Here is a 12,513-nt window from a genome sequence, read left to right as displayed (position 1 = left end):
CGAGAAAGTTATCCCCAGTCACGAATTTATCCACAGATGCCGGCTCTCAACGTATTTGGACTTGACAGCGGGCGGCGTGGAATAAATCGCGGTGAGCCCTGCTTGTCGCCTGAGTGACCTTTCCCGTACGCGTTGCCGTTCAAATTCAGCCCGCCGACACCCCTGACTACGCCACCTGGCGACAGGCTGTCCTGCATGCCGAGGAGATCGGGGTAGACGTCATCTTCGGCTATGACCACTTCCATGCGCCGTTCATCGAGTCGATCGTCGACGCGAAGCCGGTGCTGGCCGAGGTGCAGCCGGATGTCAACAACTTCGAGGGCTGGACCGCGCTGGCATCTTGGGGCGAGATCACCACCCGCGCCGAACTCGGTCTGCTGGTGGCGGGTATCGGCTACCGCAACCCCGATCTGCTCGCAGACATGGCGCGCACCGTCGACCACATCAGCGGCGGCCGGGCGATCCTCGGCGTCGGCGCTGGCTGGTACGAGAAGGACTACACCACTTACGGTTTCGAATACGGAACGGTCAAATCGCGGGCGGACCACTTCGATGAGGGATTGCTGCGCATCGAGCGCCGGTTCGAGCTGTTGCAACCGGCACCGCTGCGCAAGATCCCGATCCTGATCGGTGGATCCGGTCCCAAGCGCACCTTGCCCGCCGTCGCACGCCATGCCAATATCTGGCACACCTTCCTGCCCATCGACTCCTACCGCGAGGCCAGTGCCCGCGTCGCCGAACTGGCCGCCGAATTCGGGCGCGCCGACAGCGATATCGAGCGCTCGACGCTATGGACCGATCCGCAATCGGCGGACGCCTACCTGGCCGTCGGAGCCACGTTGTTCCATACCGAGGTCCGCGCGTCGGAGGGAAAGTACGACCTCAGCACGGTGGAGAAGCTTGTCGACTGGCGCGACACCAAACGCTGAACGCCTACGCGGCTGAGCGCTTGTGAGCGGCCCACCAACGGCCGTGCAGCTGTTGACAATCGGCGATGCGCAGCGGATTGACGCCGTCGTAGTCCTCGCGTACCGCCGCGGCCGCCGGAATATCGGGCGTGCCACCGCCGGTGATGACGATGGTGGCCAGGCCCGCGCAGGTCGCCGCGCGCAGCCCCGCCGCCGAACCAGTGACAGCGATCGCGTTCTCGGCGGGTATTCCCAACTCCCACAGCGCGTTCTGATAGGCCTCACGGTCCGGCATGGACTTCTTCACGTCATCGGCGGTCACGACAGTCTCAACCAGCCCGTCGCCGACGAGTTGCCGCACCAGCGGCTCGGCCCAGCTGCGTTCGCCATTGGTCACCACAGCGACCCAGACACCGGCGGCAAAGGCATCCATGACGATGTCGACCAGCCCGGGGCGCGGCGTCAGATCGGCGTCCGCGATCAACTCCTGCAGCATCATCGCCTTGGTCGAGCAGATCTCGTCGGCAAGCAACTCCGCCAGCACATCAACCTCGGTGGCGACCCCTCGCTTGCGCAATTCGGCCAGGACGCGCTGCCGCTCGTCACCGAGAGCCAATAGTTGCCGATAGCGCGCGACTGACCACTCGAAGTCCAGACCGTGCTCGGCGAATGCCGCGTTGAACGCGACCCGATGGCCGTCGCATTCGATATCGGTCAGGGCGTCGAGGTCGAAGATCACCGCGCGCAGCGGATAAACCTCGGTTCTCGTTGGCGTGGTGGCGTCCCACCAGAACCGTCCTGCCCGCCACGTTGTCTGCTGCGTTGTAGGCACCCAGCTAGAGTGGCCCACATCACAGGTCTCGGTCCTCCCCCAATTGGGGGATTGGCCAGGCCAAGTTCATCTAGCTCGCGAAATCCCAGTTCTAAGGTGGTGCCATGATGACGGCCGCGCCGGTACGAATCGTGCTGGTAGATGACCATGAGATGGTCATCGAGGGCCTCAAGGCGATGCTGGCCGCATTCTCCGACCGGGTGCAGGTCGTCGGCCAGGCCGTCGGTGCTGAGCGCGCGCTCAGCGTCGTCGAGGAGCTCGACCCCGACATCGTGCTGTGCGACGTGCGTATGCAGGGTGCCAGCGGCCTGGATCTCTGCCTGCAGCTGCGCGAGAGCGACCCCGGCCGCAAGGTCGTGATGCTGTCGGTCTACGACGACGAGCAGTACCTCTTTCAGGCCTTGCGCGTCGGCGCGTCGGGATACCTGTTGAAGAGCATCAGCAGCGACGAGCTGGTGCGCCAGCTCGAGTTCGTGCGCAAGGGTGAAACGGCGATCGATCCCGGCATGGCGGCCAGGGCCGTGGACACCGCGGCCCGGCTGCAGCGCGACGAATTCTGGCCCGGCGCCCGGCAGGGCCTGACCCAACGCGAAAGCGAGATTCTCTCGTTTGTGGTCAACGGCCTGTCCAACCGCGCCATCGCGACCAAGCTGGTGATCGGCGACGAGACGGTCAAGAGCCACCTCAGCTCCATCTACCGCAAGCTCGGCGTCACCGACCGCACCGGGGCCGTCGCGACTGCGCTGCGGGAAGGGATCTACAAATGAGGCCGGGAACACGACCACCCAACGCGGTGCGCGACCTCGTCGACGCCGATCGCGAACTAGCACTGCTCCGCGAGCTGATCCAGGCCGCGTCGAAAGGGCCCGGCGTCGAACCGCTGGCCGCCGCGGCCGCGCGAATGATCACCGCCGCCACCGCCAGCGATGTGTGTTTCGTCCACGTGCTCGACGACACCGACCGGTCGTTGACGCTTGCGGGTGCGACACCGCCGTTCGACGCCGCGGTCGGCGAAATCCGGCTGCCGCTGGGTCAGGGCATTTCCGGGTGGGTGGCCAGCCACCGAGAACCGGTGGTGATCACCCACGACAAGGAAGCCGATCCGCGCTACATGCCGTTTGAGTTGTTGCGCGGCAAGGACTTCACGTCGATGGTGTCGGTGCCGATGGAGACCGATCCCGGCGGGCTGGTCGGCGTGCTCAACGTGCATACCGTCGAGCGGCGCGAGTTCACCGAGCGCGACGTCCAACTGCTCCTGGTGATCGGCCGGTTGATCGCGGGCGCGTTACACCAGGCGCGGTTGCACCGACAACTGGTGGCCCGCGAACGCGCCCACGAGAACTTCGTCGAGCAGGTGATCGAAGCGCAGGAGATCGAGCGGCGACGACTCGCCGGCGACATTCACGACGGGATTTCGCAGCGGTTGGTCACGCTGTCATACCGGCTCGACGCGGCGAGCCGCGCCGTCGACGACCCGAATATGGTGGCCGAACAACTCAGCAAGGCACGCGAATTGGTCGATCTGACGCTCGGGGAAGCGCGCGCCGCGATCAGCGGCCTTCGGCCGCCCGTGCTGGACGACCTCGGTCTTGCCGGCGGTCTGGCCAGCCTTGCGCGCTCGATTCCGGCGATCGACATGGAGGTCGACCTCGCCGAAAGGCGGCTGCCCGATCACATCGAGCTCGCGCTGTACCGCATCGCGCAGGAATGCTTGCAGAATATCGTCAAGCACGCCCAGGCCAAGACCGCCCGCCTGACATTCGCTGTGGACAATGACACTGCCCGACTCGAAATCGTCGATGACGGAATCGGTTTCGACACATTCGAGCATCCGCTGGGCAGTGACGAGATGGGTGGCTACGGCCTGCTGTCGATGGCCGAACGGGCCGAGATCGTCGGTGGCCGGCTCAACATCCGGTCGCGCCCCGGCTCGGGAACGGCCGTGACGGCGACGATTCCGCTGCCCTCTTCCCCGCGAGAAGTCGCAGAAGGCTGACTTCCTGTCCCCCAGCTCGCGCGAGGGTTCAGCGTTGGTACCCAAGCGATTTGGTACGCACCGCCCGAATTCCGGCGAAGCCGAAAAGGATTCCGGTGGCCAAAGCCAGAGCGAGGCTGACCCACGAATACCACGTCACACCAATGTGCGGCGGTGAGACGAAGCTGTCCTGAAGACCGGGTAGGAATGTCGGTAACAGATGGCCGTAGGTGGATGCCAGTGCGGTGCCGAATCCGGCGACGATCGCGGCCTGCGCCGCCCACCTCTGTCGCGTCAGCACCATGAAAACAGTGACGACGATGGCCAGCGCCTCCGCACCTCCGCCGAGCATGACGACCGTTGTCGCGGCTGACATTCCGCGGCGCACGTGATCAATGGCGTGTGTGCCAAATCCGACCGCCGAGGCCACGGCCGCCCAACGCAAGAACTCCTCCGCTTTGATCCCTGCAGTAGCTGTCGACATCACGATCTTCCTTCCATTCGTAGTGCTGACTGGATCTCGTCAGCGACCCGTTGCGGTTCGTCGAGCGGGAAAAACAGTCGTCCGCCGGGAATTTCGACAAGCCGCGCGTCGGTGAACGCGTCGCGTAACCGGTAAGCGAGGTCGAGCGGGAAGAACTGATCCGCGTCACCCCACAGCAGCACGACCGGCTTGGAGAATCGCCGCAGCCGTTTCGAAACCTCAACCAGTTCAATCGGATCGAGACCGCGCATGACCTTCGCGGTGTCGCGCCGCACCCCCCGATCGGTCAGGGCCGGTGTGATCCAGCGCCGCGTCATCGCTGGATCCATCGGCTTCGAAACGTTTTGGTTCTGGATGCGTTGCCGGATCGACGTCGGCCGCATGACCGTCATCAGCGCGTAAACGCCGGCAGCACGGCTGCCGATTTTCGCGACCGGTGCGAACGACGGCGGCGGGAAGTGCTCGAATGCGTCGCCGTTTGTGAGTACCAACCGCCCGATCCGGGTGTCGTCGGTGTCGATCACGAACTGGCACAACGCAGTTCCCGTGTCGCTGCCGACCAGGGTGACGTCGGTCATGTCGAGAGCGTCCAGAAACGCGATGATCAGCCGCGCGACTCCCCGTGGGCTCAGATCCGCATCCGCGTCCATGGCCTCCGAATGTGCGCCCAGCGGCAAGTCGATTGCGTACGAGCGCACACCGCGGGTCGCGAGTTCGTCGGCCACTGGTGTCCACAACTCGCTGTTGACCAACAGCCCGTGGACGAACACAACGGGTGGCGCCGCAGTGGTGGAGGGCCCGGCCAGTCGATACTGAACGCGCCCCTGAGGCAAATCGATGATGGGCATCGTTACTCCCAACTAAAATAGGCATCGCATACATACAGTATGCATGAGGATACATACCGTATGTATGCGAGACAAGGACGACATGGACGACACTCGCCGGACGCAGGCTGAGCGCGCTGCGGAAACACGTGAGGCCCTGGTCGCGGCCGCCCGGCCGCTGTTCGCCGAACGCGGGTTCGCCGACGTCGCACTGGAGGCGATCGTGCGCGCAGCTGGCGTGACTCGCGGCGCGCTGTATCACCACTTCCCCGACAAGACCGAACTGTTCGCCGCCGTGTTCGAGCGCGTCGAGGCCGAAGTCGCCGCGCGCATGGGCGAGGCCATCGCGGCCGCAAACGAAACAGACCCAATCGAGATCATGCGACTGGGCGCGGCGTTTTGGCTGGACGCCTGCTCCGAACCCGAGGTCCAGCGGATCACCCTCGTTGACGCTCCGGCGGTGCTGGGCTGGACGCGATGGACCGAGATCGGTAACCGCTACAACACCGGGCTGGTTCGCGAGCTGCTCGCCAGCGCCGTCGAGACCGGCCGGATCCCGCCGCAGCCAATCGACGCGACCGCGCTGACGTTGTTGGGGGCAATGCGCGAGGCGACGTTCTATGTGGCGCTGGCCGAAGACCATGACAAGGCACGCCGAGAAGCAGGTGCCGTCATGGACCGACTCATCAACGCTCTCAGCGCCGGCTGACTAGAAGTCTCCGGCGTTGCGGCGCAGCGTCTCGATCGACTCGGCCAACACGCGCGACTGGTCGCTGGAGATGCCGATGTCGCCGAAAACCTCGTTGTTCAGCGTCACCGTTGCATCCTCGACGGTCGAGCGGCCGAGGTCGGTGATCTGCACCAGCGTGGTGCGGCCGTCGGTGGGATGCGGGATGCGCTCGACGAGCCCGTCGGCCTCGAGTCGCCGGATCGCGTGGGTGACGCTGGTGACATGCACCTGCAGCCGGTCGGACGCCTTGGTGATCGGCAGCGCACCGGTGCGGCTGAACGCCAACAGCCGCAACAGTTCATAGCGGGAGAAACTCAGGTCATACGGCCGCAGCGCGGTTTCGACGCGGGCCAGCAGAATCTGGTGCGCTCGCATCACCGATGTCACCGCGACCATGCCGTCGGCGACGTCACCCCAGCCCGAGCGCTCCCAGTTGGCGCGGGCCAACGCGATCGGATCATGCTCGTCGTATTGCGAGGGCACGCCTTTTCATACCGCACGCGATGAGTCGGGCGCTGCCGAGTAGTCCAAACCTATGAGGACGAGAATGAAAGTCGATCACCTGCTGGCCGTTGTGCCGGTTACCGATTTGCAGAACGGCAACCGCTTCTATGAGGCGTTGTTCGGCCGTCCCGCCGACAACAACCCGATGCCAACGCTGGTCGAATGGCAGGTGTTGCCGGGCGGTTGGGTGCAGGTCTTCGCCGACGACGAGCGCGCAGGCTCCGGGCTTTTGAACTTCGCCGTCGACGATCTGGAGCACAGCATCTCAGCGCTGCGACAGCGCGGCCTCAACCCCGGTGAGATCGCCGAAGCCAACAAGGGCGTGCGGCTGTCGACGCTCACCGATCCGGACGGAAACACGATCAGGCTTGTCGGCGGGGTTCCGGGTGAACTACTAGTCCCCTCAGCGCAACGCCGTTGCGACCGCAGCCAGCACGGCACGGGTGGACTGACGGCTGCCGATGCTGATCCGCACACCGCCGTCGGCATAGTGGCGCACCCGCAATCCGTTGCCGTCGAACACGTCAGGCCACGGCCGCACACTCGGCGGCAGGTAGACGAAGTTGGCATGACCGTCGGTGCTGTACACGCCCATCGCCCGCAGCCGCATCCGCATATACCGCCGCTCTGATGTGAGCATCCGAATCCGTTGCCGCAGCTGGCTTTCGGCGTCATAGGAGGCGGCCACCGCCACCATGCCGGTGATGCCGATACCGAACGGCGGCTGCATGGCCCACAATCGGCGGGCCAGTTCAGCCGCGCAGAAGCCGTAGCCGATACGCAGTCCGGCCAGCCCATAGGCCTTCGAGAAGGTGCGCACCACAACGACATTGGGATACCGGTCGACCAAGCTGGGCGCGTCGATGCGGTACGCGGGTGCCAAGAATTCGACGTACGCCTCGTCCAGCAGCACGACCGTGTCGGTTGGTACACGCTGCAGGAACAACTCGAAATCGGCCACAGACTCGACGGTGCCGGTGGGGTTGTGCGGTCGGCAGAGCACGACCACACGCGCGTGAGCGGCCGCGTCGGCCATGGCGTCGAGGTCGTGATGGCCGTGCACGTTCAGTGGCACCGTGAGCGACTTCAGGCGCGCCATGTGCGCGAAGACCGGATACCCGTCGAACGTCGGTGACGTCATCACCATCGTCTCGCCTGGGCTCGTCACGGCCTGCAGCACTTGCAGGATCACCCCCGTGGCGCCCGTCCCGACGACCAGCTGCTCGTCGCGCACACCGACGTGGCTCGCGATCAAGGACCGCAGCCGCTCCGGCAGGAACTCCGGATAACGGTTGGCGGCATCGATAGCGGAGATCAGCGCTGAACGCACGGCGGGCAGCGGCGGGAACGGATTCTCGTTGAGCGACAACGCCAACGGATTCAACGCGGAAGGCAGGGCTTCAACGGCGTCGGTCAGTTCACTCTTCAGGGTGGTCATACGGTGCGACCGCCCCACTTGACCGCGGCCGCTCCTGCGAAGTCGCCGGCATGTGCGAACGCGGCCATCATCACCACGTCGCCCTTCTTCACCTTGCCGTTACAGATGGCGCGATCGAGGTTGACGGGGATGCCCGCGGCGAACAGGTTGCCGCACTCGTCAAAGGTGTCGACGTGCTTTTCTGCGGGCAGTTCGAGTGCTTCCCGCCAGTTGCGCAGGAACACGCGGTTTGGCTGGTTGGTGACCAGAAGGTCAAGATCCTTGGGCTTCACGCCGATTCGATCGCAGACGGCGTACGCCGCCTCGGGGACCTGCCGGTTGCCTCGGGCCAGCACCTTGGTGATCTTGCTTTCGGTGAAGCCGATGTAACCCTCGCCGGGTCCGGGCTGCCACCATTTTCGGGGCGGATCGATGGCGATGGTCATGTCGCCGGCGTATTCGCCGTAGGTGCGGCACACGATGTCGAGAATCGGCGATTCGTCGCTCACCGTCACCAGCCCCACCGCGGCGCCATCGCCAGGCACCGAGGCCTGCGCCTTACGCCTGATGTGAGGCTGGTCGAAGACCTGGCCCGCGGCGTTCTGCGCGATGGCGATCAGCGCCGTGCTGCCCTCGCCAGACGACAGCAGGCTCTGAGCCACCTGCATTCCCAGCACGAACGCCGCGCATCCGCCGTTGTGCAGATCGAGCACCCAATTCGGTTTCATCCCAAGCCTATGCGCCATTCCGCCACCACCGCCGTAGAACGGCATGTCGGGCATTTGCGTATGGGTGATCAGCACGTCGACGTTCGCGATGACGTCCCGGCCGTGCCGTTCGATCAGGCCGGCGGTCGCGCGCTCCACCATGTCGATGGCGGTTTCGTCGTGCGCCACATGATGCCGGTATTTCGGAGCCCGGAACATGACGTTCTCGCGAAGGTCGTCGGAGTCGGCGAACTGGGCGTAGTAGTCGGCGCCGATCGGCTCCCCCGGCAGATACGTCGAGAGATCAAGAAGACTGACATGTCTCGGCTTGTTCATTGGATCCTCATCTCATCCAGGCCGGCGTCACGGCAAGGCCGTTGTGGTGGCGGTATTCGGCGATTGCCTTGAGGTTCTTCAGTTCGAGCAGGTGACCCGCGCCGAACATGTCCCAGAAATCGCCGACCCAGACCGGCCGCTGCGGTGGAGCCGTTTCCGGGTATGGATTGTGGTCGTAGAACGGATGGTGGCAATTGGTCCACAGCACCACCGAGCCCGGCTTGTCGAGCACGACCTGCGCGTCGACGATCCGTATCAGGTAGATCATCCAGAGGTGCTTGCCCTGATCCCACGCGCAGTGGTAGTCGACCGTCATTGCCTCGCGGTTGGCGACCGTGCGGGTGAATATCTTTGTCTCCGAACCCAACCGGTCGAAGGCGAGCCACAGGCCAGGTTCCTCGGTCGGGGTGAATCCGCGAAGGCTATAGGTCCACTCCTCCAGACACCGGGTGTCGGACATGTAGTCGAACAGCTCGTCGGGCGGACAGTCGATATAGCCGTTGACGGTGCAGAATTCACCGAACACCTGGTCATGCGGATATACCGACCGCATCATCTCCATGATGACCGGCGTGGCCTTCTCCCGAGGGGACGTCTCGATGCGGATGAGGTCCTCCATCGGTTCCACCGTGCCGCGGTGGGCGGTTATGTCATCAAGCGCGGGCAACGACATCTGAATGGTTCTCCTTTGTGGACTGAGGCTGAATCGCGGCGGCGGGAAGAGCACTACCGAGAAAGTTTGCGAACGGCGGGATTTCGTCGGCTGAGCATTCGACGCTGATGACCGACGGTCCATCGGTGTCCAATGCGGCTTTCAAAGCTCCGCGTAGGTCGCCGATTTCGTCGACCTCGACCGACCGCAGTTCGGGGAACATCGCAGCCAGGCCGGCACCCAATCGGCTTGGCCCGAAGCGGTTGTAGCTGTAGCGGTCGTCGTAGAACAGCTGCTCGCGGGTGACACACATCGCATGGGCGTGGTTGTCGAACAACAGGAATGTGACGGGAAGCCGGTACTGCAGCGCGGTGTGAATCTCCATGCCGTGCATGAAGAACGACCCGTCGCCGGCGATCACCACCGTCCTGCGACGACGGCCGAACGCCATCCCGAGGCCGGCTCCGAAGCTGTACCCCATGCCGCCCATGCCGAGCGCGACGATGAACCGCCCGTCACGCCGGACCGGTAGATAGTGAATCGCCGAGGCGCCGATGTTCCCCGCATCCACGACGATGTCGACACCATCGGGCAGCGCAGCATCGAGCACCGCCATCGCGTCGCGGTACCGGACCCCCGGCCCATCGAACGGCGGCGGTCGAAGCTCGGTGCTAGCAACGGCATCCGGAACGCGCATGCGGGTGGGTCGCCCGTTCCCGGACAGCGCCGCAGTCAGCATCGTCAGCGAGCCCCGTAGGTCTTGAGTGTGCACGTGGATGCACGGCAGGTACGGGGGTGCGGAACCAATCGACACCAGCGGCACCTTGGCCAACGCGTCGTCCAGCCCCGTGCGTGACGTCACCGACATCCGGGTGCCGACCAGCAGGCACAGCGCGCTGTCGGCCACGGCCGCCGAAACGCCCGGGTGTCCCATCACACCGGTTACGCCCAGCGCCGACGACGACCCCATCCCGCGTGTTCCCGCGACGTCCTTGGCGTCGGGGACCGTCGCGACCCGCGCGCGCAGCATCGCGCGCAGCTGCTCGAGTTCGGCGCGGGCACCGTCGCGAGCCACCTGCTCGCCGGCGATGATGGTGATCGGCCCGTCGGCATCTCGCAATGCAGACGCGATCGCGTGGGGATCGCCCAATTGCGCCCCTACGTGTTCGACGCCGGCGGCTCCGCCGTTGACGCCGACTCCGTTTATGAGGCTGGCCTGCTGAATATCCTTGGGCAGCAACAGAACTGCGGGCCCGCCCGTGCGGGCCGCCGCGATCGCCTCGGGAAGGGCCGATAGGATGTCTGCCGGACGCAACACCCGACGGCAGTACACCGAGACCGCGGAGAACAATGCTTCGGCGTCCAAAGCGCCGTTGTGACCGCTGGTGTCCTGGAACGCGCCGCGGCCGTCGAGCCCGGTGGGTGGTTGACCGATCAGCGCCAGTACTGGAACCCGGCTGGCGAACGCTTCACCCAAACCGGGAACGGTGTTCAGGCACCCGCCGCCCGATGTCGCGGCGACCACGCCCAGCCCGCAGCCGCTGCGGCTGAAGCCGTCGGCCATGGTGGCGGCGGAGAACTCATGCTTGGCCAGCACCGCGGTGATGTCGTCGCGGAAGTACGCGGCGTCGTACAGATCCTCGATATTGGCTCCGTCGACTCCGAAGATGAAGTCGACACCGCTCGCCGCGAGGTGTCCGACGATATGGTCGACAACCCGATGCCTGCTGCCCATTGCTCACCTGCCTCCCAGCCCCCACAGATGACACGACTCGCAAAGGAGTTGAGTTCACCTGGTGGCGCGGATCACAGATGCTTTTCGAGCAACACCTTGCCGTCGTCGGACGAAACCAGTTGCACCGCAGCGATTTCGTCCTTCTGCATCGTGGTGTTGGCGCTCGGCAGCGCAGTAGCTCCTGACACTCCGAGCCACGTGGCAACCTCGTTGTGGCTGCCGTCGCGGCCCACGACGACCATCCCGAGATTCTGCGGCGGGGCGTCGCGCTGGCCCCAGTCACCGTAGGTGCAGGCCATGTCGATGCGGGTGCCCCAGCCGAAACCCGTCAGGGTGATCGTGGCGTTGATCGGCGTCTCGGCGACCTTGGTCATTTCGATCTGCTGGCCGGAGGCCTGCGGGGAGTAGGTCTCCAGGCCCACGACCTCCGGGCGGATTGCGATCACGATACCCACCGCCAGCAGCGCGGCGGCCAGCCCGACCGCGCCCGACGTCAGCCAGCGTGACCGACGCCGGCGCCACCGGACCTTGTCGAGGATCGAGTCGAGCACCTCGGGCCGCAGCGGCGGGGTTTCCGCCGGTTCCTCGTCCAGCGCCCGCACGTCCTCGAGGTCCAGCTTGGCAAGCAACGCCGGGATGCCGCTGAGCTCGGCGACCGCCGATCGGCACCGCTTGCACGTCTCCAGGTGGGCCTCGTACTCGCGGCGTTCATTGCTCGACAGCGAACCGAGGACATATGCCGCGTCCCAGGTCAGATATCGATCGCCGTCCACCAGATCACCGCCTAGGGGAAAACCGAATTGTGTCATCGTGTCACCCCCATTTCCTGCAGATTGAGCCGCAACGCCCGAACGGCGTAGTGAAGTCTCGATTTGACCGTTCCCTCGGCGATTTGAAGATCGTTGGCGATCTGGGCGGTCGTCCAGCCCTGGTAGTACGCCCGGCGGACAACCGCCCGGTGCTCCTCGGAGAGCTGGCTCAAAGCGGTGCTCAGCAGCAGCCGGTCCAAGGTCGAGTCCACTTCGTCGGGTGCGGCGCGGTCGGCGACCTGTTCAAGGTCGGGTGTGCCGGACTCGTTGCGCCACCGTGCGCTGCGACGCTCGTCGATGATGAGGTTGCGCGCAACGGTGAACAGCCACGCCCGGGCGGACCGCTCGACTTCGTCGGTCACCTCGGGGTGGCGCCATGCCCGAAGCAGGGTCTCTTGCACCACGTCCTCCGCACGCGCTTGGTCACCAGTAAGCCGCAGCGCATAGCGCCACAGAGCGGCGGCATGCTCGTCGTAAAGCACCCGCATCATGGCGGCCTCTGGATCGCCCATTAACCAACCTCCGTCTTAAATACGACGTTGGTGGTATTCCGGTTCATTACTATGCGCGGCGCGCATGTCACACGCTGGAGCTTTC

General features: G+C 65.1%; 14 protein-coding genes. 4 read left to right on the top strand and 10 right to left on the bottom strand.

Annotation, left to right across the window (positions count from 1 at the left end; all coding sequences use genetic code 11):
- The first annotated feature begins 113 nt into the window (after positions 1-113).
- A complete protein-coding gene (locus tag ACWW36_RS14850; protein ID WP_456142264.1) occupies positions 114-929 on the top strand; it encodes an LLM class F420-dependent oxidoreductase in 816 nt (271 codons plus the stop codon).
- 4 nt (positions 930-933) lie between these two features.
- Here the strand turns inward: ACWW36_RS14850 and ACWW36_RS14845 are convergent, their stop codons facing one another.
- On the bottom strand, positions 934-1,740 hold the full coding sequence (locus ACWW36_RS14845) for an HAD family hydrolase (protein ID WP_456142263.1): 807 nt from the start codon (positions 1,738-1,740) through the stop codon (positions 934-936).
- Between the two features lie 107 nt (positions 1,741-1,847).
- Here ACWW36_RS14845 and ACWW36_RS14840 point away from each other — a divergent pair, with 107 nt between their 5' ends.
- Both ACWW36_RS14840 and ACWW36_RS14835 read left to right on the top strand, forming a co-directional pair.
- The gene (locus ACWW36_RS14840) at positions 1,848-2,507 is read left to right on the top strand and encodes a response regulator (protein ID WP_456142489.1); all 660 of its coding nucleotides are present in this window, start codon (positions 1,848-1,850) and stop codon (positions 2,505-2,507) included.
- Positions 2,504-3,736 (top strand): GAF domain-containing sensor histidine kinase, encoded by a 1,233-nt coding sequence (locus ACWW36_RS14835; RefSeq protein WP_456142262.1) that lies wholly within the window; start codon positions 2,504-2,506, stop codon positions 3,734-3,736. The genes ACWW36_RS14840 and ACWW36_RS14835 overlap by 4 nt, the downstream gene beginning before the upstream one ends.
- Positions 3,737-3,764: 28 nt before the next feature.
- Here the strand turns inward: ACWW36_RS14835 and ACWW36_RS14830 are convergent, their stop codons facing one another.
- Positions 3,765-4,199 (bottom strand): hypothetical protein, encoded by a 435-nt coding sequence (locus ACWW36_RS14830; RefSeq protein WP_456142261.1) that lies wholly within the window; start codon positions 4,197-4,199, stop codon positions 3,765-3,767.
- On the bottom strand, positions 4,199-5,047 hold the full coding sequence (locus ACWW36_RS14825) for an alpha/beta fold hydrolase (RefSeq protein ID WP_456142260.1): 849 nt from the start codon (positions 5,045-5,047) through the stop codon (positions 4,199-4,201). The genes ACWW36_RS14830 and ACWW36_RS14825 overlap by 1 nt, the downstream gene beginning before the upstream one ends.
- Positions 5,048-5,111: 64 nt before the next feature.
- On the opposite strand from ACWW36_RS14825, the gene ACWW36_RS14820 reads away from it, so the two are divergent.
- Positions 5,112-5,735: a TetR/AcrR family transcriptional regulator gene (locus ACWW36_RS14820; RefSeq protein WP_456142259.1), complete on the top strand. Its 624-nt coding sequence runs from the start codon at positions 5,112-5,114 to the stop codon at positions 5,733-5,735.
- Here the strand turns inward: ACWW36_RS14820 and ACWW36_RS14815 are convergent, their stop codons facing one another.
- The 7 genes from ACWW36_RS14815 to ACWW36_RS14785 all read right to left on the bottom strand — a co-directional run bounded on the left by ACWW36_RS14815 (position 5,736) and on the right by ACWW36_RS14785 (position 12,428).
- Complete coding sequence (locus ACWW36_RS14815) at positions 5,736-6,239, bottom strand: MarR family winged helix-turn-helix transcriptional regulator (RefSeq protein WP_456142258.1); 504 nt, start codon at positions 6,237-6,239, stop codon at positions 5,736-5,738. It abuts the gene before it with no gap.
- Between the two features lie 424 nt (positions 6,240-6,663).
- Positions 6,664-7,698, bottom strand: a complete 1,035-nt coding sequence (locus ACWW36_RS14810) for a pyridoxal phosphate-dependent aminotransferase (protein WP_456142257.1) — start codon at positions 7,696-7,698, stop codon at positions 6,664-6,666.
- Positions 7,695-8,720, bottom strand: a complete 1,026-nt coding sequence (locus ACWW36_RS14805; RefSeq protein WP_456142256.1) for a 3-oxoacyl-ACP synthase III family protein — start codon at positions 8,718-8,720, stop codon at positions 7,695-7,697. The genes ACWW36_RS14810 and ACWW36_RS14805 overlap by 4 nt, the downstream gene beginning before the upstream one ends.
- 7 nt (positions 8,721-8,727) lie before the next feature.
- Entirely contained in the window at positions 8,728-9,393 is a 666-nt protein-coding gene (locus ACWW36_RS14800; protein ID WP_456142255.1) for an SRPBCC family protein, read from the bottom strand.
- Entirely contained in the window at positions 9,374-11,107 is a 1,734-nt protein-coding gene (locus tag ACWW36_RS14795; protein WP_456142254.1) for a thiamine pyrophosphate-binding protein, read from the bottom strand. Before ACWW36_RS14795 ends, ACWW36_RS14800 begins: the two co-directional genes overlap by 20 nt.
- 71 nt (positions 11,108-11,178) lie before the next feature.
- A complete protein-coding gene (locus tag ACWW36_RS14790; protein WP_456142253.1) occupies positions 11,179-11,916 on the bottom strand; it encodes an anti-sigma factor family protein in 738 nt (245 codons plus the stop codon).
- Positions 11,913-12,428 (bottom strand): sigma-70 family RNA polymerase sigma factor, encoded by a 516-nt coding sequence (locus tag ACWW36_RS14785; RefSeq protein ID WP_456142252.1) that lies wholly within the window; start codon positions 12,426-12,428, stop codon positions 11,913-11,915. The genes ACWW36_RS14790 and ACWW36_RS14785 overlap by 4 nt, the downstream gene beginning before the upstream one ends.
- Positions 12,429-12,513 lie beyond the last annotated feature (85 nt).

It is taken from the genome of Mycobacterium sp. MMS18-G62, from assembly GCF_053877835.1.
This window is presented reverse-complemented; position numbering and strand designations above follow the sequence as displayed.

What these genes read in the sequence shown, in the direction of transcription:
- ACWW36_RS14825 (WP_456142260.1), bottom strand. Translation starts at nt 5,047, where the DNA reads ATGCCCATCATCGATTTGCCTCAGGGGCGCGTTCAGTATCGACTGGCC.
- ACWW36_RS14840 (WP_456142489.1), top strand. Translation starts at nt 1,848, where the DNA reads ATGACGGCCGCGCCGGTACGAATCGTGCTGGTAGATGACCATGAGATG.
- ACWW36_RS14805 (WP_456142256.1), bottom strand. Translation starts at nt 8,720, where the DNA reads ATGAACAAGCCGAGACATGTCAGTCTTCTTGATCTCTCGACGTATCTG.
- ACWW36_RS14835 (WP_456142262.1), top strand. Translation starts at nt 2,504, where the DNA reads ATGAGGCCGGGAACACGACCACCCAACGCGGTGCGCGACCTCGTCGAC.
- ACWW36_RS14800 (WP_456142255.1), bottom strand. Translation starts at nt 9,393, where the DNA reads ATGTCGTTGCCCGCGCTTGATGACATAACCGCCCACCGCGGCACGGTG.
- ACWW36_RS14790 (WP_456142253.1), bottom strand. Translation starts at nt 11,916, where the DNA reads ATGACACAATTCGGTTTTCCCCTAGGCGGTGATCTGGTGGACGGCGAT.
- ACWW36_RS14830 (WP_456142261.1), bottom strand. Translation starts at nt 4,199, where the DNA reads ATGTCGACAGCTACTGCAGGGATCAAAGCGGAGGAGTTCTTGCGTTGG.
- ACWW36_RS14795 (WP_456142254.1), bottom strand. Translation starts at nt 11,107, where the DNA reads ATGGGCAGCAGGCATCGGGTTGTCGACCATATCGTCGGACACCTCGCG.
- ACWW36_RS14785 (WP_456142252.1), bottom strand. Translation starts at nt 12,428, where the DNA reads ATGGGCGATCCAGAGGCCGCCATGATGCGGGTGCTTTACGACGAGCAT.
- ACWW36_RS14820 (WP_456142259.1), top strand. Translation starts at nt 5,112, where the DNA reads ATGCGAGACAAGGACGACATGGACGACACTCGCCGGACGCAGGCTGAG.
- ACWW36_RS14810 (WP_456142257.1), bottom strand. Translation starts at nt 7,698, where the DNA reads ATGACCACCCTGAAGAGTGAACTGACCGACGCCGTTGAAGCCCTGCCT.